This is a genomic window from Defluviitalea phaphyphila (genome assembly GCF_001466305.1).
Taxonomy (GTDB): domain Bacteria; phylum Bacillota; class Clostridia; order Lachnospirales; family Defluviitaleaceae; genus Defluviitalea_A; species Defluviitalea_A phaphyphila.
The window spans coordinates 16,100-39,892 of sequence record NZ_JWID01000005.1 but is presented as its reverse complement, the minus strand read 5'-3'; the positions used below and the strand labels follow the sequence as shown (position 1 = coordinate 39,892).

Annotated in this window: 20 protein-coding genes; 5 read left to right on the top strand and 15 right to left on the bottom strand. The window is 27.7% G+C overall.

All coding sequences use genetic code 11. The annotated features are described in order from the left end of the window. Complete coding sequence (locus tag OM90_RS05265; RefSeq protein WP_058485854.1) at nt 1–1,323, bottom strand: PEGA domain-containing protein; 1,323 nt, start codon at nt 1,321–1,323, stop codon at nt 1–3. Between the two features lie 93 nt (nt 1,324–1,416). Further along, nucleotides 1,417–2,406: a CotS family spore coat protein gene (locus OM90_RS05260; protein WP_058485853.1), complete on the bottom strand. Its 990-nt coding sequence runs from the start codon at nt 2,404–2,406 to the stop codon at nt 1,417–1,419. Between the two features lie 185 nt (nt 2,407–2,591). Here OM90_RS05260 and OM90_RS05255 point away from each other — a divergent pair, with 185 nt between their 5' ends. The 4 genes from OM90_RS05255 to OM90_RS05240 are packed head-to-tail and all read left to right on the top strand — an operon-like array spanning nt 2,592 to nt 6,428. Continuing rightward, a complete protein-coding gene (locus OM90_RS05255; RefSeq protein WP_058485852.1) occupies nt 2,592–3,560 on the top strand; it encodes an ABC transporter ATP-binding protein in 969 nt (322 codons plus the stop codon). Beyond that, nucleotides 3,544–4,245 carry an ABC transporter permease gene (locus OM90_RS05250; protein ID WP_058485851.1) on the top strand — a complete coding sequence of 234 codons (702 nt, stop codon included), beginning with the start codon at nt 3,544–3,546 and terminating at the stop codon, nt 4,243–4,245. Before OM90_RS05255 ends, OM90_RS05250 begins: the two co-directional genes overlap by 17 nt. 9 nt (nt 4,246–4,254) lie before the next feature. After that, a complete protein-coding gene (locus tag OM90_RS05245) occupies nt 4,255–5,577 on the top strand; it encodes a GldG family protein (protein WP_058485850.1) in 1,323 nt (440 codons plus the stop codon). Further along, entirely contained in the window at nt 5,574–6,428 is an 855-nt protein-coding gene (locus OM90_RS05240) for a DUF4340 domain-containing protein (protein WP_058485849.1), read from the top strand. Before OM90_RS05245 ends, OM90_RS05240 begins: the two co-directional genes overlap by 4 nt. Nucleotides 6,429–6,445: 17 nt before the next feature. Here the strand turns inward: OM90_RS05240 and OM90_RS05235 are convergent, their stop codons facing one another. Beyond that, nucleotides 6,446–7,780 (bottom strand): CCA tRNA nucleotidyltransferase, encoded by a 1,335-nt coding sequence (locus OM90_RS05235; RefSeq protein WP_058485848.1) that lies wholly within the window; start codon nt 7,778–7,780, stop codon nt 6,446–6,448. A gap of 116 nt (nt 7,781–7,896) precedes the next feature. Here OM90_RS05235 and OM90_RS05230 point away from each other — a divergent pair, with 116 nt between their 5' ends. Then, nucleotides 7,897–8,367: a DUF1269 domain-containing protein gene (locus tag OM90_RS05230; RefSeq protein ID WP_058485847.1), complete on the top strand. Its 471-nt coding sequence runs from the start codon at nt 7,897–7,899 to the stop codon at nt 8,365–8,367. A gap of 35 nt (nt 8,368–8,402) precedes the next feature. Here OM90_RS05230 and proS read toward each other — a convergent pair whose 3' ends face one another. From proS to OM90_RS05170, 12 genes are all read right to left on the bottom strand, one after another. Then, nucleotides 8,403–9,839: a proline--tRNA ligase gene (proS, locus tag OM90_RS05225; protein ID WP_058485929.1), complete on the bottom strand. Its 1,437-nt coding sequence runs from the start codon at nt 9,837–9,839 to the stop codon at nt 8,403–8,405. Nucleotides 9,840–10,167: 328 nt separating this feature from the next. Beyond that, nucleotides 10,168–11,844: a methyl-accepting chemotaxis protein gene (locus OM90_RS05220; RefSeq protein ID WP_058485846.1), complete on the bottom strand. Its 1,677-nt coding sequence runs from the start codon at nt 11,842–11,844 to the stop codon at nt 10,168–10,170. A gap of 63 nt (nt 11,845–11,907) precedes the next feature. Further along, the gene (locus OM90_RS05215) at nt 11,908–13,146 is read right to left on the bottom strand and encodes a sugar ABC transporter permease (protein WP_202813788.1); all 1,239 of its coding nucleotides are present in this window, start codon (nt 13,144–13,146) and stop codon (nt 11,908–11,910) included. Between the two features lie 2 nt (nt 13,147–13,148). Beyond that, a complete protein-coding gene (locus OM90_RS05210; protein ID WP_058485845.1) occupies nt 13,149–14,681 on the bottom strand; it encodes an ATP-binding cassette domain-containing protein in 1,533 nt (510 codons plus the stop codon). Between the two features lie 70 nt (nt 14,682–14,751). Next, nucleotides 14,752–15,933 (bottom strand): sugar ABC transporter substrate-binding protein, encoded by a 1,182-nt coding sequence (locus OM90_RS05205; protein WP_058485844.1) that lies wholly within the window; start codon nt 15,931–15,933, stop codon nt 14,752–14,754. A gap of 160 nt (nt 15,934–16,093) precedes the next feature. After that, nucleotides 16,094–17,164, bottom strand: a complete 1,071-nt coding sequence (locus tag OM90_RS05200; protein WP_058485843.1) for a substrate-binding domain-containing protein — start codon at nt 17,162–17,164, stop codon at nt 16,094–16,096. A 34-nt stretch (nt 17,165–17,198) separates the two neighbouring features. Continuing rightward, nucleotides 17,199–18,785, bottom strand: a complete 1,587-nt coding sequence (locus tag OM90_RS05195; protein WP_058485842.1) for a response regulator — start codon at nt 18,783–18,785, stop codon at nt 17,199–17,201. After that, on the bottom strand, nt 18,778–20,295 hold the full coding sequence (locus tag OM90_RS05190; protein WP_058485841.1) for a sensor histidine kinase: 1,518 nt from the start codon (nt 20,293–20,295) through the stop codon (nt 18,778–18,780). The genes OM90_RS05195 and OM90_RS05190 overlap by 8 nt, the downstream gene beginning before the upstream one ends. 1 nt (nt 20,296) lies before the next feature. Beyond that, complete coding sequence (locus OM90_RS05185; protein WP_058485840.1) at nt 20,297–21,301, bottom strand: sugar ABC transporter substrate-binding protein; 1,005 nt, start codon at nt 21,299–21,301, stop codon at nt 20,297–20,299. A gap of 177 nt (nt 21,302–21,478) precedes the next feature. Next, a complete protein-coding gene (locus OM90_RS05180) occupies nt 21,479–21,904 on the bottom strand; it encodes an ACT domain-containing protein (RefSeq protein ID WP_058485839.1) in 426 nt (141 codons plus the stop codon). A gap of 11 nt (nt 21,905–21,915) precedes the next feature. Further along, nucleotides 21,916–23,214, bottom strand: coding sequence for a phenylacetate--CoA ligase family protein (locus OM90_RS05175; protein ID WP_058485838.1), 1,299 nt, complete (start codon nt 23,212–23,214; stop codon nt 21,916–21,918). A gap of 14 nt (nt 23,215–23,228) precedes the next feature. Beyond that, nucleotides 23,229–23,792 (bottom strand): Fe-S-containing hydro-lyase, encoded by a 564-nt coding sequence (locus OM90_RS05170; protein WP_058485837.1) that lies wholly within the window; start codon nt 23,790–23,792, stop codon nt 23,229–23,231. Nucleotide 23,793 lies beyond the last annotated feature (1 nt).

Sequence of the window (23,793 nt, the reverse complement as noted above, 5' to 3'; positions counted from 1 at the left end):
TTATTCTAAATTTTGCATCTCTGATATTTTCTGTAATGTAAATATAAAGTTTCTTTTTTTCTGATTTTCTTCTATATTAATTGATATACTTAAGGGATTATATTCTTCTTTTTTTATGGTAATTTTATGTTCTCCATAAGATAAATCTATTTCTATAGGAGAAATACCCATAAACATGTCATCTATATAAACATCTGCCCCTTCTGGATTAGTATTAATTGATACCTCAGCTGTCTTAGGGATATCCTCTTTTTCAAGTTCCACATTAATTACTATGCTATCTTGATCTAATGTTATATCTTTATTCCAATCCTTATATCCTTCTTTTTGCACTACAACATGATATTGCCCATATTCTAATAAAATTGACTGTTCTCCAGGATATTCTACATCATCAATAAATACCTTATAATCTGATACATTATTTGCTTTTACTATAAGATTTCCAACTTTCTTTTTCATATTGTCTAAACTAATTTCTAAAGTTTGCATATAATCTAATTGTATATTTTCTACTAAAGGCTCATAATTATCTTTTTTTATAACTATTTTATGGGAACCTTCAGTAATAGGAATATCTTTTACTTCTTTTATAGCCATATAAATATTATTATCTATTTCTACTGTCCCTTCATCTGTATCAGAAGAAATAACACTAATATATCCATGAGATTTATCAACATTTAAAAACCATACTTTATCTTTATATCCCCTTAAAGTAATTTCATCTACAGGTAATATTTTATCTAATGAAATATTTTCACCTCTATATATTGAAATTAAATTATCAGTATATTCATATAAGTCATTTCCTATTTGTATAGTATTATTTTCTAAATTTATTTTTACATCTGTAACTGTTTTTTTCTCCCAAGCTTCTCCACTAATTCTGAGAAACTCTGCTTCCATATTTGTCTTGTTATATTTAGTTTTTATAATATCGCCTACTTGAAATTCTTTTAAACTCATGGCATTTCCATAGACATCTTTCATTTCTGTTCCTATTTCTATTTTAAGAATTATTTCTTGTTCATCTTCTACATTAAGAACTGTAATAGAATTATCTTCTGGCGGCTTTATCACTAACCCTATTATTTCTTCTTTTTCTTCTTTTAATTCTTCTAATTCTTCCTTTGTCTCATCTTCTAAAGAAGTTTTATCTTCTAAAATAGTATCTTCATTTTTAACATTATTATCTTCTTTTGTAATAGCAGAAAAAAGTATAACGAACATAAGAATTAATATTAATATTCCTCCTAAACCTGTCAAAAAGATGAATCGAACAAAATTTGACTGGCTTTTTGCACTATTTCTTTTACTCATTTTACCCCTCTTCCCAATATATTTTTAAGAAACATATTTATTATACACTAATAAATATATAAAAAAAAGAAACCTTTATTATAGGCTTCCTTCTTATAAGTTCTCTATATAATCTACAAAATTTAATACATTTCTTTTTTGTTTTATAATAAGCTCTAATTTTTTAATAAAAATTTGAGGTACCCAACTTTTTTTAAAATTATAATATCCACTACATATTTTAAAAAAATCATGGGGAAAAATCAAAAGACTAATTAAAAGATTTTTTTCTTCTTCTATGTCTATTTTTTTATTATATAATAAAAGTAATTCATGAGCTAATTTTATATCCCATTCATGCCTTTTCATAATTTTTTTTAAAATATAAACTAAATCATAAATAGGAAATCCATATTTGCAATTTTCAAAATGAGTTACATATAAATTTTCATCAGAAGATATAATTAAATTATGGTATGTATAATGATTATGATAAAAATACTTACCCTTATCTATCTTTTTTACTAAATTATTATAATTAGATTTATTAAACCATTCTAATGCTCTATATGAAAGTTCTTCATACTCTTTATAATTTTTTAAAAATAATATATCAAAATCGCTTAAATGACTTTGTCTATTAATCTTTTTTTTAATTTTAGAAATTTCTCCTATTCTTTTTTCAAAAACTGATCTTAAATTTTTATTATAATATTTAATGCTACTACCTTCTATAGGCTCTAAACCTTTTGATACTTTATGCATTTCTCCTAAAGTTAAAAAAGCTTTTTTTATATCATACAAGTTATTAAAATCACATTCTCTACCATCTATCCATTCCGTCATAGTATATACTATTCCTTTATAAATATAATATGGAGTATTTTTATCAGAAACATGATATCTATCAATATATTTAAACCCATTTTTATATAAATGCTCTTTTATACTGTATTCAAAAAGAAGCTTAGAAATTTCTTTATCTATTGGTTTAATAAGTTTTACTCCTTTATCTGTTTCGCATATAAAAGAGCTGCGAAAAGGTACATATTTTTTTAACTTACATCCAAATCCTTTTAAAATTTCTGGATTTAATTCTTTCAAATTATCACCTCCACTTCATTTTGAATTTAACTTTTAAGAAATTCTATATATATATTTATGAAAACATCAAAAGAAATATGAGGACATGAATTTAAGATTTTTATCTTATTTACAATTTGTTCATAAATTATTCATAACTACAAATTATACTAAATATAATTATGAATCCCTAAAGGAGTGTGCTTATGATAGAGGTTTTAAACCTTTCAAAATCCTATGGGCCCATAGATGCCGTTAAAGATATTAGTTTTTCCCTTAAAAAAGGAGAAATTTTGGGCTTTTTAGGACCTAATGGAGCGGGAAAATCAACTACAATGAATATGTTATGTGGTCTTTTAGTTCCTGATAAAGGTAAAATAAAAATTAATGACATAGATTTACTAGAGTATCCTAAAAAAGCAAAAAGACATATAGGTTATCTTCCAGAAATTCCACCTTTATATCCTGAAATGACTGTAATAGAATATCTTTTATTTTGTTGTGAATTAAAAAAGATATCTAAGAATAAACAAGATGAAGTTATAAGGGTTATGAAATTATCTGGAACTTATGATGTAAAAAATAGACTTATTAAAAATCTTTCAAAAGGATATAAACAAAGATTAGGAATTGCTAGTGCCTTAATAGGAGATCCTGACGTTCTTATATTTGATGAACCAACGGTAGGTCTTGACCCTAACCAAATAAGAGAAATTAGAAATATGATAAAATCTTTATCTAAAAATCATTCAATTATATTAAGCTCTCATATTTTGCCAGAAGTTAATGCCCTTTGTGATAGAATTATTATTATGAATAAAGGAGAAATTTCTGCTATAGACACTCCTAAAAATTTATCCCTATCCCTTCAAAATGTTTCTCAACTTTTAGTTGAAATTGAAGGACCTAAAGAAGATGTACTATATACTCTTTCTTCTATTAAGGGAGTTTTATCAGTAGAAATAGTCGAAACTATAAATGATAAATTATATACATATAAAATTGAAGGAAAAAAAGATATTGATGTTCGTCGTCCTATTTTTTATGCCTTAGCTGATGCAAAAATGCCTATTTTAAAAATGGAAGTTAAAAATATGAGTTTAGAAGATGTATTTCTTAAAATTACTTTAAATGAAAATAATAAAGGAGGGCATACTTTTGTGGATAATATGTAAACGAGAATTAAAAGGATATTTTTATTCTCCTCAAGCTTATATATTAATGGGATTTTTCCTTGTTTTAACTGGTTTTTTATTTAGTGATTTTATTATAAGATCCAATGACCCTAGTATTCAATATGCCATGTCTAGTTGGCCTATTATTCTTTTATTTATAGCCCCTATTTTAACTATGAAACTTTTTACAGAAGAAAGAAAATATGGAACTGAAAAATTAATATTTTCATCCCCCATTTCTGTTTATGAAATAGTTTTAGGAAAATTTCTAAGTGTATGTTTAGTTTATTTATCTACATTAATTTTTACCTTTGTTAATGTAATAATTGTTTTTATAATAGGAAAACCAGACATGGGAATAATCTTTTCTTCTTATGTAGGAAATATTCTGCTTGGTTTTAGTTTTCTATCCGTTGGGGTATTTGCTTCTTCTCTAACAGAAAATCAAATTATTGCTGGAGTTATAAGTTTTGGATTACTGCTGTTTTTTTGGCTTTCTGATCTTTTACAAGGAATGTTTAGTGGTATTTCCCAAAACCTTATTAAAATTCTTAGCCTTTTTACTCCTTATTCTGCTTTTCAAAAGGGAATTATTTCTTTATCAGGAGTTATTTATTATCTAAGTTTTACAGGAATATTTTTATTTTTAACTATTAGAGTAATTAAAAGCCGTTGGCTTCAATAGGAGGCTGTTATGAATAAAAATAAATTAAAGAAAAATATAAAATATGGAACTAATTCCATTATATTTACTTCAGCTGTAATAGGAGTTGTAATTCTTATTAATTTAATGCTTAGTTCTCTTCCTTTTAAATTGGACTTAACTCATGGGAAATTGTATACTCTTTCAGATGAAGGAAAAGATGCTCTTAAACATATAGATGAAGAAATTGAAATATTATTTTTTGCTGACCCTTCTGATAATATTTCTTTAGATATACAAGAACTTTACAAAAATATGAAAGAAATAAATAATAAAATTTCCCTGGAAATAATCAATCCTATGAAAAATCCAAGCCTTGTAAATGAATATCAAATAAATTCTATGTATACTTCTGTAGTATCTTCTAGTAAAAGATCTATACAAGTTCCTTCTTATGACCTTATAAGAATTAATTATGAAACTGGTGAACAATATTTTGATGGCGAAGCTGCTCTTATACAAGCTATATTAGATGTAAGTGATGAAGATCAAAATAAAATTTATATTATAGAAGGACATGGAGAATTTCAAAAAGATGTTGAGTTATCCCTTCTTAGTTCTTTTTTAGAACAAAAAGGAGTTTTAGTAGATACTTATTCTTTACCTAGTCAAAATGAAATTCCTGAAGATGCTGATATTATTTATATTTTAGGTCCTCAATTTGACTATACTAAAGAAGAAATAAATACAATAAAAAATTATCTTGATAATGGTGGTAAAGTATTTCTAGCTTTTGATAGTTTCGGAGAAAATAATCTTCCTAACCTTAAAGAACTATCTAGCAGCTATGGTATTAATGTAAAAGATAATATTTTAACAGATGATAAAAGTAACTATTCTGGAGATGAACAAACCTTAATTCCTCTATATTCTTCTCACAGTATTGTAGAAAGGCTAAATGAAGATAATATTGCAACAATTATCCCTAGGGCTTTAGAACTTTCTATAGAAGAAAAAGAGGGTATAACCAATGAAGTGGTTCTTAAAACCTCTGATGATCTGCCAATAGCTGTTACTGCTGAAAAAGATTTAGATAATAATAAAAAAATGCAACTTTTAGTAATTGGTAATGTATTTTTTGCTCATAACGAAGTTATTAGCTTAGCTGGAAACAGTGAAATATTTTTAGGAAGTCTTAAATGGTTTGATAATGATGCTTATATACTAAATATTCCTCCAAAAACTTATACACCAGAACCGATTGTTTTAGTAGGCAATCAAGGTATTTTAATATTTATAGTATCAGTTATATTAATTCCTCTTTCTGTATTTTTATTAGGTGGACTAATATACTTTAGGAGGAGAACTTTATGAAAAAGATTCTGCCGACTATTTTAGCTATTATTATGTTTATAGGAGTTTTTATTTATTATAAAAATTTTCAACAAAAAATGGCTTCTAATAATACCGATATTTTACTTTGGGAAGAAGACCAAAATAAAATAGTTTCTATTGATATACTAAATGAAGATGAAAAAATAAGTATAAAAAGAAATGGAGCTAACTGGGATATAGTATATCCTATTAATTATCCTGCCAATGATTTTTTAATAACTAATATAATATCTACATTTTCTTTCCCTACAGCTAATGAATTAGTAGAAGAAAATCCTAAGGATCTATCTATTTATGGATTAGACTCTCCAATTAAAAGTATTACTTTAACTAATGATGAAAATATATCTAATACTTTAAGTTTTGGTAATATTGCCCCTTTTTCTAAAGGATATTATATACTTTATGATAATAAAGTTTATACGGCTTCTTCTTCCCTTTTAGATAATATTCCTTTTGATGTTAATTCATTAAGAGATAAAAAACTGTTTTCTTTTAATGAAGAATATGTAAAAAAAGTTGTAATACAATCTAAAGATTCTACTTTAACCTTAAGTGAAGAAGAAAATCTAACTCCTTTTATATCTTCTTTAAGTAGTAAAATCATAAAAGAATTTATAAGTGATAATGCCAATGATGAAATTTTAGAACAATATGGATTAAAAGAACCAAATGAAATTATAACTATATATTTAGATGATCAAGATGATTCTATATTAACTCTTTATGTTGGAAATGTAGAAGAAGATATAGCTTATGTTACTAAAGATAAAAAATTTATTTATAAAATAGATTCAACCTCCCTTTTTATTGAAGATAAATCTGAATAAAATATTAAAGTCGAAACTTAAAGTTTCGACTTTAATATTGATAAAAGAATGTCTTTTTTATTCAATTTAGGATTTTCTATAACTAATTTCAAAAGGTAATCTAAGGTTTTACCTATTTTCTTACCCTCTTTTATTCCTATTTTAATTAAGTCTCCTCCATTTACTGCTAAGTCCTTTAAATTAAAACACTCATTATTTTCTTTTATCTCTTTATATATCCTTTGTATATTTTTTATCCTTTCTTCTTTTTCTTTATAAAACTTCGGATTTTGGGCTTTAGCATCTGCTAATTGTACTTTTAATAAATCTAAAAATACTTCTTCCCCTATCTTATATAAAAATTCTTTTACAGATTTTTTATCTTCTTCTATTTTTTCATCATGATATTCTACTAACTTTAATATATGATTCATACTTTTTTTATCAAATCTTAATCTTCTCATAATTTCTCTAGATATTTTCACACTTTTATCTACATGTCCATAAAAATGATCTATACCATTTTCATCTGTAGTTTTACTTTCAGGTTTTCCTATATCATGAAAAAACATAGCCCATTTAAGTTTTAGATCTTTATCCACAGCTTTTATAGCTTTTAAAGTATGAATTCCCACATTATCCACATGATGAGGATGATTTTGCTCTGTTTTAAAACATTGATCCATTTCTTTAAGTATATAATTTGAAATTTTTGTATTATATAGCATAATAAATTTTTCAACATAATCAGATAAAAGTATTTTATCTAATTCCTCTTTTATTCTTTCAGCACTAATATAAGATATAAGATGGGCATTTTTCTTTATAGCTTCTAGGGTCTTATCTTCTATCTTAAAGTTAAGTTGAGATGAAAATCTAATTCCTCTAAGCATCCTTAAAGCATCTTCTTCAAATCTTTTATCAGGATTTCCTACACATCTAATTATTCCTCTTTTAATATCCTCTATCCCTCCCATAGGGTCTATAAATCCATCTTTAGGATGATAGACTATGGCATTCATAGTGAAATCTCTTCTAGATAAATCTGCTTCTAAATGATTAGTAAATATAACTTCTTTAGGTCTTCTATAATCTTCATATATTCCTTCTATGCGATAAGTTGTTATTTCAAAATGTTTTTTATTTAAAATAACTGTCACTGTTCCATGAGCAATGCCTGTATCATAAGTTCTATTAAATATATTTTTAACTTCATCAGGTTTTGCTGATGTAGTTATATCCCAATCATGTGGCGTCCTTCCCATTAAAATATCCCTAACGCAGCCACCCACTATATATCCTTCATAGCCATTCTCATTTAATTTTTCTATTATTTCTTCAACTTCCTTTGGAATACTTATTTTTTCTAACATTTTTTCCCTCCATAAATCTTGTTTAAGATTATATTATCTTAGTTTGTCACATTTTAAAAGAACCATGAATAAATTTATAAAATTAATTTAAACTATTAAAGAAAGGAGGTTTTTATATGGATAAAACTGTAGTAGCTCTATTTAATAATCGACTTGATGCAGAAAATGCGGCTTACGAATTAAGAAATCAAAATCTTCGTATGGATGATATATCTATAGCTGCTAAACAAGATTTTAAAGAAGAATCTGACGAATTAGTAAATGATAATATATCTGATGGAATTACTACGGGAAGTGTACTTGGTGGACTGGCTGGACTTTTAATTGGAGCTGGAACTTTTGCTATTCCTGGCCTTGGAGTTTTAGTAGCTGCAGGACCCCTAGCAGGGCTTTTATCTGGAGCTATAACTGGTGGAATTGTAGGAGGACTTATTGATCTTGGTATTCCTGAAAGCTCTAGTACAAAATATGAAGAAAAAATAAAGGAAGGTAAAGTTTTACTTACTACTAAAGCTAGGGAAGAAACTGTTGATGCAGTAGTTGATACCCTTAAAAATTTTGGTGGTGAGGATATAGAAGTACATTAAAACAACCACCTTTTGGTGGTTGTTTACTACTTACTTTAATATGCCCTGCCCCAATAAAGCATTTTCTTAGCAGGTTTACCACAACATACACAGGTATCTGATATTTCTTCTTGTTCAAATGGAATACATCTTGATGTTGCTCCTGTTTCTTCTTTTATTTTATTTTCGCATTCTTCATCTCCACACCACATAGCTTTAATAAAGCCTGGAGTAGTAGATATTATTTGTTTAAATTCATCTAAATTTTTAGCTGTATAAGTTTTTTCATCTCGCATTTTTCTTGCTTTTTCTAATAAATCCCTTTGAAGTGTATCCATAAGTTCTGGTATTTTAGTTTCTAACTCATCTATAGAAACTATTATTTTTTCTCTAGTATCCCTTCTAACTAATACTACTTGATTTTTTTCTATATCCTTAGGTCCTATTTCTAATCTATAAGGAATTCCTTTCATTTCATATTCACTGAATTTCCAACCTGGCATTTTATCACTATCATCTAATTCTACCCTAACTATAGAAGAAAGTTTTTCTTTTATTTCTCTGGCCTTTTCTAAAACTCCTTCTTTATGAGCAGCAATAGGAATAATTACCAACTGAACAGGAGCTACTTTAGGTGGAAGTACTAATCCACTATTATCTCCATGAACCATAATAATTGCTCCTATTAATCTTGTGGTAACTCCCCAAGAAGTTTGATGAACGTATTTTAACTGATTATCTTTATCTGTATATTGAATTCCAAAAGCCCTAGCAAAACCATCTCCAAAATTATGACTTGTTCCTGATTGAAGAGCTTTTCCATCATGCATTAAACTCTCTATAGTATAAGTAGCCTTAGCTCCTGCAAATTTTTCTTTATCAGTTTTTTGTCCCTTTATAACCGGAATAGCAAGAACATTCTCACAAAAATCAGCATATACATTTAACATTTTTATAGTTTCTTCTTCTGCTTCCTTAGCTGTTGCATGAGCTGTATGTCCTTCTTGCCATAAAAATTCTAAAGTCCTTAAGAAAGGTCTTGTAGTTTTTTCCCATCTAACAACGGAACACCATTGATTATACAGCTTTGGTAGATCCCTATATGATTGAATTACATTAGCATAATGTTCACAAAATAAAGTTTCAGAAGTTGGTCTAACACAAAGTCGCTCTGTTAATTTTTCATTACCTCCATGAGTAACCCAAGCAACCTCTGGTGCAAAACCTTCTACATGGTCTTTTTCTTTTTGAAGCAAACTTTCTGGAATAAACATTGGCATATATACATTTTTATGCCCTGTTTCTTTAAAACGTTTATCTAACTGTTTTTGAATAAGCTCCCATATGGCATATCCATAAGGTTGTAATATCATACATCCTCTTACACTAGAATAGTCTATAAGTTCTGCTTTTTTTACTACATCCGTATACCACTGTGCAAAATCTTTTTCCATATCGGTTATTTCTTGTACAAACTTTTTATTTTTCCCCATATTACCTTTCCTTTCTTTCCAAAATAAAAAACCTCTATCCCAAAAAGGGACCGAGGTCATCGGCGGTACCACCCTAATAATGCATAAGCATCTCTCTTTATTGGTAACGATGAGTTTCTCACCGCTGCATTCATCATGCAGAACTCCAAGGCGGGACATAAATAGACTTTTTAGAAATCTTCCACCAATGATTCCCTCTCTATGAAAAAGCCTTATTTATGATTCCTTTTCATTGTTTTTAACATTATTGAGTTTATGATAAACAAGATACGCTTATATGTCAAGGGATATCTTTTTATATATTTTATAATTTGTACAAAATAGTAAATTATAAATTAAATTGATTGACTATAAAAGAAAGATTTTTTGATAAATCATTTAATTTTTCTATTGATTTTTCTATAATCCGAATACTTTCTAATTGCTCTTGTGTTAATGCTGATACTTCTTCTGATCTAGCACAAGTTTCTTCAGAATTATTAGATATATCTTCTACTATTTTTACTGTGCTTTTTGTATTTTTTGTTATTTCAAGAATTTGTTCCAAAATTATTGTTATATGATTTTCCATATCTTTTATTTTAATTTTTATTTCAGATAAAGCTCTATTTGTTTTCTTTACAGTTTCATCCTGTTCTTTTACTGTATTTTTCCCATTTTCCATATATTTTACTATATCTTCAATTTGCACAAATATATTATTTATCACATTATTAATGATCTTTGTTTGCTCTTCTGATTGCATAGATAATTTTCTAATTTCATCTGCTACTACTGCAAAACCTTTTCCTAATTTCCCTACTTTTGCAGATTCTATAGTTGCATTTAGTGATAGTAAATTAGTTTGTTCTGAAATAGAATTAATAATTTTTGTAATAGTATAAATTTCTTTCGATTTATTTTTAAGAAAGTTTATTTGCTTATCAATATAATAAAAAGTTTCCATAGTTTTATCAGATTTTATTGTTAAATCTTTAATTGCAATATTCCCTTTTTCTACTGCTATTTTAACTTCATCTATAATTTTATTTATATTACTTGTTGCTTTATTGGTATGAGTTATTGATTTAAATATATCTTGTATTGCAATATTACCTTTTTCAATATTTTCTGCAAGATTTTGATTAGACAAAGCTATTTCATTAATAGCTTTTGTCACTTCCTGTGAACTTTGTATCGTTTGGTCCATCCCTTCTTTTGTATCACAGATAGTATTATAAAGTATTTTAGTACTATTTTTTATATTAATTATTAATTTCTTTAAAGTATTAGTCATTTCATTAAAGCCTTTAGAAAGTATCCCTATTTCATCTCTGTTTTTAACAGTAATTGGAGTTATATTTATATTCCCTTTCTCTATTTCTTTCATTGCCATAGATAACAATCCTATAGGCTTAATCATCTTAGTCATAACAATGTATATTATAGAAATTGATATAAATAATACTAATACCCCAACTATACATAAATTCCTTAAAGCTGTTTTCTGAGCCGCAAGAAATTCATCATAAACACCGGATAAGGCAATAAATACATCCCAATCATAATGATAAGTATAATAAGCAAATCTTTCTTTCCCTTCCCAATTATAAGATACCTTTAAAACTCTAGCACGACCATATCCATTATTATTTACATCTTCTTTATGGGATAAAATCTCTTGAACAAAATCATATTTTGTTCCATCTTTTCCTAATAAATTATTATCAGGATGCATCATAAATTCTCCGTTTCCTGTAAGCATAAAACCATATCCAGTTTTTCCTATAACTCTATTTGAAAGATATTCTATGAATCTTTCTTGAGCTTGTTCTTCTGTCTGTGATAAATCTCTATACCCTTCAATTACCCCTATAAGACTTGCTGTACGTTGATCCATTTGAGTAGATAATATCATATTACTTTGCATAACAGTAGTATAATATCCTGGAATACCAATACTTATTACAGTAATTATAATTATAATTACTGTAATAAGAACCATTTTATTTCTAATTTTCCCCATAACTATCCCCCTATCTGTTTTAATAACAGATACAGGTTATTGTAGAAGCATAAAACATATTGATTACTTCTTCTTATTTCTAGTAGCAACATCAAATATTACCGCTGATACAAGTACAATTCCTTTTATCATATATTGATAAGAAATCCCTACTCCCATAAGATTCATTCCACTAGTTAAAGCACTCATAACTAATGCTCCAACAATAGAACCTGTTACTTTACCTACTCCTCCTGCTGCAGATACTCCTCCTACATAAGCTGCAGCAATAGCATCAAGTTCAAATGCTGTTCCTGCTGTTGTTGTCGCAGACTGCAATCTAGAAGTATAGAGAATACCAGATAAAGCTGCAAGCATACTCATTGACCCAAATACCATATAAGTTATTTTATTTACATCTATGCCACTTAATTTAGCTGCCTCTGGATTTCCACCTACAGCATAAATATGTCTTCCTATTACAGTCTTGGTAGTAATAAAATGATATATACCTACAATTAAAATTACTACTATAACAGTCCAAGATAATCCATTATAATTTGCAAGCGTCCATGTAATATATCCAATAACAGCTGATACCAGAATAATCTTAATTAAAAGCATGCTTGAAGGAATTACACTAAAATTATATTTTAATTTATTTTTTCTTACTTTTAATTCATTCCAAATAAAAAATCCAATAGCCACTAACCCCAATATTATTGTAAGAATATGAACATCTTCAAAATTTACAATATCAGGGATAAAACCATTTCCTATAGCATTAAAAGCTTCATTATCTACAATAATTGTCCCTGTACCTTCTGTAACTTGAAGCAGAGCTCCTCTAAATAAAAGCATTCCTGCAAGGGATACAACAAAAGAAGGAATAGTAAATTTAGCAACTAAAAGTCCGTTAAATAATCCAATCATTAATCCTAATAAAAGAATAACAGGAATAGTAATAATTACAGGTAAACCCAATTTAGTAAGCATAATAGCTGCAATAGCTCCTAAAAACCCTGCTACAAATCCTACTGATAAATCAATATGTCTAATTACAATGACCAAAGTCATACCAACTGCTAATACGGCTATATAACCCGTTTGATTAATTAAATTACTAATATTTCTTGAAGACATAAATAATCCATCGGTAGTAATAGAGAATATAATCATAATAATTACTAAAGAGATGTACATACCATATTCACGAATATTTTCTTTAAATAATAAATAAGCATCCTTAAAAAATTGCACTGCTACTCCCTCCTGATGATTGACTGTATTAGTTTGTGACTTATTTATATCAATTGACTTCATAATCAATCCTCCTTGGTTGCCATCTCCATAATTCTTTCTTGAGTGGCTTCTTCTATTTTTAATTCCCCTTTAATACTCCCTTCCGACATTACATATACTCTATCACTCATTCCTAATACTTCTGGTAACTCAGAAGATATCATAATTATACTCATTCCTTTTTTTACAAGTTCATTCATAAAAGTATATATTTCATATTTAGCTCCTACATCAATACCTCTTGTCGGTTCATCTAAAATAAGAATATTAGGTTTTGCAAATAACCACTTAGCCAAAGAAACTTTTTGCTGGTTACCTCCACTTAAATTACCTACAATTTGCTCAATATTAGGAGCTTTGATATTTAAAGTTCTCTTATAATCATTAGCACTTTTTATTTCTTCATTTTCATTTATTACTCCTCTAGCAGATATAGAATTTAAATTGGAAATAGAAATATTTTGTTTAATATTTTGAATAAGTATTAATCCATCTCCTTTTCTGTCCTCTGTTACATATGCAATACCTGTTTTAATAGCATCTCTAGGCTGCTTTAAAACTTTTTCTTTCCCATTAACAATTAATGTCCCTTTTATAATATAATTTTTTGCATTTCCAAAAATACTTTGAGCTAATTCTGTACGACCGGCTCCCATTAATCCTGCTATACCCACAATTTCTCCTTTTTTAAGTTTTATATTTATATCCTTTAAAATTTGTCTTCCTAATTTTGGGTCATAGGCACTCCAATTCTTAACTTCTAACACAACTTCTTCCCCATGATTAAAATCTCGTTTAGGGTAGATATTATTTATTTCACGCCCTACCATATTTTTTATAATTATATTTTCAGATATTTCATCTTTTCCTTTTTCCATAGAACAAATAGTTTTGCCATCTCTAAGAACAGTAATAGTATCTGCTATAGCTAAAACTTCTTTTAATTTATGTGAAATCATAATAGAAGTAATTCCTTGTTTTTGTAATTGCTTTAATAACAAAAGAAGATTTTCACTATCATCTTCATTTAATGCTGCTGTAGGTTCATCTAAAATTAATAACTTAACATTTTTACTTAATGCTTTTGCTATTTCTACTAATTGTTGCTTTCCTACTCCTAAATCTTTTATTTTTGTTTCTGGATTAATATCTAATCCAACCTTTTTTAACATTTTATTTGCACTTGCTATTGTTGCATTCCAATCAATCACAGACCCATTTTTTATTTCATGACCTATATATATATTTTCATAAACACTTAGTTCCGGGATAAGAGCAAGTTCTTGATATATAATAGCAATACCTACTTTTTCACTATCTTTAACACTATTAAATTTTTGTATATTGCCATTAAATACAATATCTCCACTATATTCTCCATATTTATATACACCACTTAAAATTTTCATTAATGTTGATTTCCCTGCTCCATTTTCTCCTACAAGACAATGTATTTCTCCTTTTTTTACCTTAAAATTAACATTATCCAAAGCTTTAACTCCTGGAAATTCTTTTGTAATATTGTTCATTTCTAGAATATAAGAAGTTTCCACCATAATACTTATCCCTCCTTTATTGCAATTTTATAATAGTCAGGACTAAGTCCTGACTATTTTTATTATTTTCTTATTCTATTCCTGTGAATTCTGATGCATCATAGTATCCTGAATCAATTAATACAGATTTTACATTTTCTTTATCCACTACTATAACTTCGGTTTGTTTTGCTTTTACATCGATTTCACCATTGTTATAACTACCAGTTGTTTCTGGTGTCTTATCTTGTAATACATTAATTGCCATATCAATTGCATCTTTAACAAGAGTACGTACATCTTTAAATACTGTCATAGATTGTTTTCCATCAATAATGTATTGTATAGAAGCCTTTTCAGCGTCTTGCCCTGTTATTACATAACTTGTTACATCTTTATCCATTGCAAATACATCGGCAATTGAACGAGCAGTTCCATCATTTGGAGCAAGAATAAATACATCACCTTTATCTTCTTTTTTAGCAGCTGTTAAATGAGCTTCTGCTTTACTTTTAGCTTCATTGAAATCCCAATTTGTTGTTACTTGAGAAATAATTTTACTCATTTCTTCACGAGTTAATTCTTCTTTATCTTGTAAAGCCACTGCTTCAGAAGAATTTTTTATAACAAATGTTCCATCTGCAATCTTAGGTTGTAATACTTTCCAAGCCCCCTCGAAAAATAAGAATGCATTATTATCTGAAGCTGCTCCTGCATATAAATAAAGAGGATTTCCGCTACCACTAGCTTTATCTACAAGATATTGTGCTTGTGCCATACCAACTGCAACACTATCAAATGTTACATAATAATCAATTGCATCTGTATCTGTTATAAGTCTATCATAAGAAATTACTGTTACTCCTTCTTTTTTAGCTGCTTCTGCTGCTGCAGCTGCTGCACTACCATCATGAGGACAAATAATTAAAACTTTAATTCCTTTAGCAAGTAATGCCTCTACATTTTCTTTTTCTTTAGCTGGAGACCCCTGACTAAATAAAATTTCTACATAATAATCTGTATCTTTTAAAGCTTCTTTAAATCTTGTTTCATCCTGAACCCATCTTGGTTCATCTTTAGTTGGAAGTACCACTCCTATATCTACTCTACTACTAGAACTTTGAGAATCGTCACTTTTTTCTAATGCATTTTCTGTTTGAGCTGAAGAATCTCCATTTCCATCTGTATCTTTAGAACCACATCCTACTAATGTTCCTAGTAACATCACTCCTACTGTTACAAAAGCTATCAATTTAAATAATGTCTTTTTCATTTAATTTCCTCCCCCTATTTAATTTTTACAAGCTAAGTATAACATGACTCTATCTAGACTTAGTTAATGACATTCTTCATATTTTATAACTGATTACATATTTTTCAAAAAAATATAGGACATTTTTATCATTAAAAAAAGTAAGCTATTAATTAATAGCTTACTTTTCCTTATTAGGCCACAGAAATTTTGGGACATTCATATATACATCTTCTAAGGAATGAAAATTATCTGCGATTACCGTATCCATCATATTTTCTTTTGTTACTAATACTGGCTCTATTTTATAATACGGAACTTCATATTTACCATCATAAATTGTTTCATCTGTTTGAATTTCTTTTCCCTTTGCCATATCAATAGCATATTGTACAGCTGTTTTAACAAGTATATCAATAGGCTTATAAACAGTCGCTAATTGCGTTCCCTCAACAACTCTTTGACATGCGTCAAGGTCCGCATCTTGAGCTACAACTGCAACTTTCCCAGCTAATCTTTTTTCTGATAATGCGTTTACTGCTGCCGCCGCTAAAGTATCATTAGCCGCTATAATTCCGTCTACTTGTATATTTTCAGCTAGAATATCATTTGTAAACTGAAATGCATTTTCATAAAGCCAATCCTTAACCCAAGTCTCTCCTATAATATTTATTTTTTTATTATTTATCATAGGTTCTAATACTTTATAATATCCTTCATTAAGCAAAAAAGAATTATTATCTGATTTAGAACCATTAAGTAAAATATAATTTCCCTCTGGTTTAGCTTCTATTATAGCCTTCCCCATTAATTCTCCTACTTTTACATTATCAAAAGATATATATAAATCTACATTTGCATTTTTTACCAATCTATCATAGGCTATCACCTTTACTCCTCTACTTTTTGCTTCCCTTACCATTCTCTCAGCATATTCTGCGTCATGAGGAACTAAAACAAGAATATCTATGTCATTATCTAAAAGATATTTTACCTGTTTTTCTTGCTCTTTGCTATCGCTATTAGCAGTTTGTATAATTACTTCTGCTCCTAATTCTTTTGCCACCGCCGTAAATATATCCCTATCTCTTAACCATCTTTCATGTACTAGAGTATCCATTGCAAAACCTATTACTATTTTATCTCCTTCTTTATTAGCCATTTTTTCTTCTTTATTTTTCATATATATAACTATTAAAAAACAAAATAAAACTACAAATAGAAATATAATTGTTTTTTTTAAATAATTCATGTTACACCCCCTTATTTATTTTCCCCCATATTTATTACCTATACTCCGTTGGTGTTACCCCTACTATTTTTTTAAATATTCTACTAAAATAATTAGGGTCATTATATCCTATTTTATAGCAAATCTCTTTTATACTTAAATTACCTTCTAATAAAAGCTTTTTAGCCGCTGAAATTCTAACATTAGTCAAATAATCAATAAAATTTTCACCCGTTTCTTCTTTAAATAATTTACTAAAATATTGAGGGCTAACATTTACTTTCCTTGAAATATCTTCTAAAGTAATAGGTTTTGAATAATTTTTATTAATATAGTCCTTTGCTATATTAGTAATTTCCCCTACCCTATTTTCTTTATTATCTTTAATACTATTTGTTACTCTTTTTATTATCTTTTTACACCATAACCTTAATTCATTCATATCTTCCATAGATAATATTTTTTCAAGAATAAAAAACTCTTTATTATTTCCTTCATTAATATTTTTTTCCCATTCTATACGATGAATAGAAAAAATAATTTCTAATAATTTATTTTTAATTTTCAAAGGTTGGTGGCTATATTCTCTTATAAGCCAATCGAATATATAATTAAAAGCCTCTAAACTTTCCTTAATATTACCATTAGATATTTTTTGAAATAAATATTTTTCCTTATTATTTGGATAACCAGATGTATTTAAAGAACCACTAGGCATATCCATATAATGCATAATCCCATCACTATTTAAACTTCTTAAAGCTTCTAAAGATTCTTCATAAGAAGAACTAAGATATTCAAAACTACTGTATATTCTTCCTATACCTATTTTTAAAGCACAATCTAATTTTTCAGAAAGTTTTTGATATATCTGTTCTGCAAAAGATAAAGCCTGTATTCTAACAGTGAATTCATCTATATTATATTCATATGGGACGACTATAACTATTCTATTTAACATAACAGGACCTACTATACATCTTTTAAATCCATTAATAACATCTCTAAAAAAAGGATAAAAACGTTGACTTCGTATACTATAACCTATTCTATTTTCTAACTCTCCATTTTTTTCTTCTCCAAATTCTATAGTTATAACATAACCTCCATTTTCTTTTATATCAAAAAGTTCTTTATAATTTATTAACTCTTTACGATTTTCTTCAAATAATATCATAGAATAAATAAATCCATGTTCTAATATAGGAAGTACAATTTCTAATTTTTCTTTTAATTCTAATTCTGTCTTTCTTTTCTCTCTTTCTTCCTTTATTAATTGTGACGCCTTTTTTACAACTTCTACAACTTTTCTGCGATTTACAGGTTTTAAAAGATATTCAAATACTCCTAAATTCACAGCTTCTTTAGCAAAATCAAATTTATCAAAAGCTGTTAATAAAATAAAAATTGTATTTTGATGTCGTTTTTTTATTTCTTTTACAGCTTCTATTCCATTAATCCCTGGCATCCTTATGTCCATAAATATAATATCTGGGAAAAAAATATCTGCTTTTTCAATGGCCTCCCTACCTGACCTTGCTGTTCCAACAATTTTTATATCACTATCAAAATTTTTCTCAAGAATAAATTTTAGAGAATCTATTACTATTTTTTCATCATCTACAAGCATTATTTTAATCATCAATATTTCCCCCAATATTAATAGGTATTCTTAATAAAACTTCTGTTCCCTCTCCTAATTCACTTTTTATACTTATAATATCTTCTCTACTATAAAAAATTTTCAATCTACTTAAAATATTGTTAATAGCTATACCATTAGAAAATCTTTTATCTTTATTCTTTTTTATTTTTTCATTTAAAATTTCTTTAATTTTTTCCTGGGTCATTCCTTTTCCATTATCTTTTATAGAAATTTCTACAAATGAATCGACTTTATAAGCTTTAATCCATATTACCCCTGTATATTCTACATCTCCTAGCCCATGCACTACCGCATTTTCCACAATTGGTTGCAATATCATACTTGGAATTTTTACATCTAATATATTATCTTCTTTTTCTAAAACAAACTCTATTTTATCTGCAAATCTTTCTTTTAATAAATGCATATAATTTTCTATATTTTTTATCTCATCTCCAATAGTAACAGGAGTATCTAAACTTCTTATATTATATCTAAATAGTTCCGCTGCATGTTCTATAAAACTACATGCTCTATCAGCACCTTCTAACATGGCAAGTTGAGCTCCTGTATTTAAAGTATTAAATAAAAAGTGAGGATTAATTTGTGCTTGAAGAGCATGAAGTTCTGCTTCTCTAAGGTCACTTTTTATTTTTAAATTCTCCATTTCCTTTTCTTTTAATTTACTTTCTAATTTTGCTTTTTCTTTAATTTCATTTATATATTCTCTAATACTTTTTGTCATTCTATTGAATGCTTTTGCCATAATTCCTAGTTCATCATCATAATCCACTTTTATAGGTGAAACGTAATAATTTCCTCTAGTTATTTCATCAGCTGCATTAGAAAGATCTGATATAGGTTTTGTAATATTATAAATAAACCATAATATTAATGTAATATTTAATAAAGCTATGGCTATTATCATTCCTATATTTAAAGTTTCTAATAAATAAACTCTATCTCTTACAGATAAATATCTATCTGTATTTTGTAAAAAAAGAATGTTATTTAGTTTTGTAATATATTCATTAATATATTCAAAAACTTTACTGCTCTCTTCATAATATAAATGATATTCTTCTACATTTCTCCCTCTTCTTGCCATAACTGCTCTATCTGTATATTCTAAATATGTAGATATCATATTTTTAATATCTTTCATCATAAGCATATTTTTAATATTGGTATAATCCATTTTTATAGAATCTGCTTCTTTTTTTAATTCACTATAATATTTATAATATCCATCAAGGCTTCTAGAATGTTTTAAAGTTAAATAATCTTTATATACTTCATGTAATGTTTCAAGAGTATCGTAAAGAGAATTAAGCTTTACATTTATTTCAAAAGTTGTACTCATCTGTTCCATAAGTTTCCCAATAGTGTATAATGGAAAAATACTTGTTATACTCATTGTTAAAATAACAGCTAAAAAATATATACTTAATCTTTTTTTAAATTTATTTTTATTCCAAAAATTTTTTAAATCTTTTAAAGAAATCATATTATTCTTCCCCAATATTTAAATATTTAGATATATTTTCTTGTGTAATTACAAATGTATCAACATTAAAATAAGCAGAAGTTCTCCCCTTTTCCTTTAAATCGACTAAAGCTTTTATTGTATCATATCCCATTTGTTCTAAATCTGGGGTAACTGTTCCAAAAACAACTCCTCTTTCAATATATCCTAAAAGATCTGCGGAAATTCCATATCCAATAATGTTATAATCTACTTTGTTTAAATCAATTAATCTCTCTGCTAAAATAACGGTATCTTTTGTTGATGTGCATATAATTGTACTAATCTTTAAATCTTGATCTAACAAAGATGTAATTGCATCTTCTATTTCAAAAAGACTCAAACCATCATATTCTATAATATTAATATTGATATCTGAATATTGTTCTAATACATCATGAATTCCTAATATCATTAAATTTTGTAATATTGCCTCACTACCTTTTTTATTTCCATTTAAAATAACTACTTCTCCTTTTCCTTCCGTAGATAAAAATGCTAATTCCCCTAATTGCGCACCTATATCATATGTATTTCCACCTACAAATGAGGCTCTATTACTTTTTTCTGCGTCTGTACCTATTGTTATAACAGGTATCTCTTTTTCTACAGCTTTATTTATTAACTCGCCAGTTTTATCCACATTCCAAACATATGTAACTATTCCATCCACCTTTGAAGCAATGGCAATATCCATATATCTTTCTAATTCCTGTTCATCATATGTATATGAACCATTAAATTCTACGGCAACATTAAAATCTTTAGAAGCTCTTTCTACTCCTTTTTTTATAAAAAACCAATTAGAGTCCTCCATATCTTTATATATAATTGCAAAATGATAACTAGGAATATTTTCTGGAACAATCATTCCTATATTTTGTTCTCCCTTATTAATAGTATTATTGATTCTATAAAATATAAATCCAATAATTATTAATATTAAGATTATTAAGAATAAAAAAAATGTATAATATTTATTTTTCATATTACTACCTTTCTTAATTCTTTTATTTAATAATTTTTAATAGTGATATATTATTATTTTACATTTTTAAAAAAAATCATTCAAGATTTGTACTAAAAAACTCCATTAGTCATCTTTAATATTAATAATTATTAAAATAATCATTAATAAAACTAAGATGACAATGGAGTTTTATTTTTATATCTGATCAATTTCACTAGCTTTTATAAGTTCCATCTCATTAGATGTTATTAGATCTATTGATTTTTTTATATCATCTGTTTTAATTATTACTAATGCCTGTTCTCCCACTTCAAAGGCATACATATATTCAACGCTAATTCCTTTTTTTGAAAGAATCTCTAAAGCTTTAGCTAAAGCTCCTGGAACATGAGGAACTTTAAGACACAAAACATCTGTTAAACTTACAGAAAATCCTTTTTCTGATAAAGCCTTGTAAGCTTTATCTGTATCTGTTAGTATCATTCTAAGGATTCCATATTCTGCTGTATCTGCAATACTAAGAGCAGAAATATTGATACCTAAGTCTCCTAAAATCTTTGTTACTTCTGTTAATCTCCCTGATTTGTTTTCTAAAAAAACTGATAATTGTTTAATAATCACATTACCCCTCCTTAAATTTTTCTTTTATCAATTACTCTTTTAGCCTTACCTTCAGTTCTTTCAATAGTCTTTGGTTCTACTAATTTCACTTTAACACTTATTCCAAGAGTGCTTTCTATTTGATGTTTTATCCTTGCTGTTAAAGATTCTAGCTTTCTAATTTCATCGGAGAAAAAGCTTCCTTCTACTTCTACCCATACTTCTAATACATCTAGATTATTTATTCTATCTACTATAAGAAGATAATGAGGATTTGTTTCTCCCATATTAAGAAGTACACTTTCTATTTGAGAAGGAAATACATTAACTCCTCTAATAATTAACATGTCATCACTTCGTCCTGTACATTTTTCCATACGAACTAAAGTTCTCCCACATTCACATTTTTCATAATTAAGAGTTGTTAAATCCCTTGTTCTATATCTAAGAAGAGGTAATGCTTCTTTAGTTACGGTAGTAAATACTAATTCTCCTACTTGTCCATTAGACACCGGTTCTAGGGTATTAGGATCAATAGTTTCTGGAATAAAATGATCTTCTTGAATATGTAATCCTTTTTGCATTTCACATTCACAGGATACTCCAGGTCCTATTACCTCACTTAAACCATATATATCAATGGCTTTAATATTCAATTTTTTTTCTATTTCCTTTCTCATTTCTTCAGTCCAAGGTTCTGCTCCAAATATTCCTACTCTTAATTTTAAATCCTTAGGGTTTATTCCCATTTCCTCCATAGACTCTGCTAAATATAAGGCATAAGATGGAGTACAAGCAAGTACTGTGCTCCCAAAATCTTTCATAAGCTGAATTTGTTTTTTCGTATTACCACCGGATATAGGAATAACCGTAGCTCCTACTTTTTCACTTCCATAATGAAGACCAAGTCCTCCAGTAAATAATCCATACCCATAAGCAATCTGTATAATATCATTTTTCTTAACTCCCGAAGAAATAAGACATCTTGCTACTACTTCTGACCAAGTAGATATATCTTTTCTAGTATATCCAACTACTGTTGGTCTGCCAGTTGTTCCAGATGAAGCATGAACTCTTACAACTTCACTCATGGGTACTGCAAATAAGTTATAAGGATAATTATCTCTTAAATCTTGTTTTGTAGTAAAGGGAAGCTTAGGTAAATCATCAATGCCCTTAATATCCCCAGGTTCTAATCCTAACTCTTGCATCTTCTTCCTATAAAAAGGTACATTATGATATACCCTTTCAACCATTTCACAAAGTCTTTTCCCTTGAAGAATTCTTAGTTCTTCTCTGCTCATACATTCTTTATGTTCGTTCCAAATCATATTTCCCCCGCCTTTTATTTTTGATTTAATAATTCTTTATATCTTTCCTTTTGAGTATCATATAAATTATTACCTTCACAATCAATAGTAACTATTACAGGAAAATCTTCTACTTCCAATTTATAAATAGCTTCTGCTCCTAAGTCATTATAAGCAACTACCTCTGCAGCCTTTACTCTATCAGCTAAAAGAGCTCCTGCCCCCCCAATAGCTGTAAAATATATTGCTTTATTCTTTTTCATAGATTCTATAACAGACTTACTTCTTTCGCCTTTTCCAATCATACCTTTTAATCCCTGCTCTAATATAGCTGGAGTATAGACATCCATTCTTCCACTAGTTGTAGGGCCGCAACTTCCAATCACTTCATTTTCCTTGGCTGGACAAGGCCCTACATAATATATTACTTGCCCATTAATATCTATTGGCAAATCTTCACCTTTATTTAATGCCTCTATCATTCTTTTATGAGCTGCATCTCTTCCTGTATATATAGTTCCTGATAAAAGTACTTTATCTCCTGCTTTTAAATCTAATATAACATCTTCTTTTAGTGGTAATGATATTCTTTTTTCCATG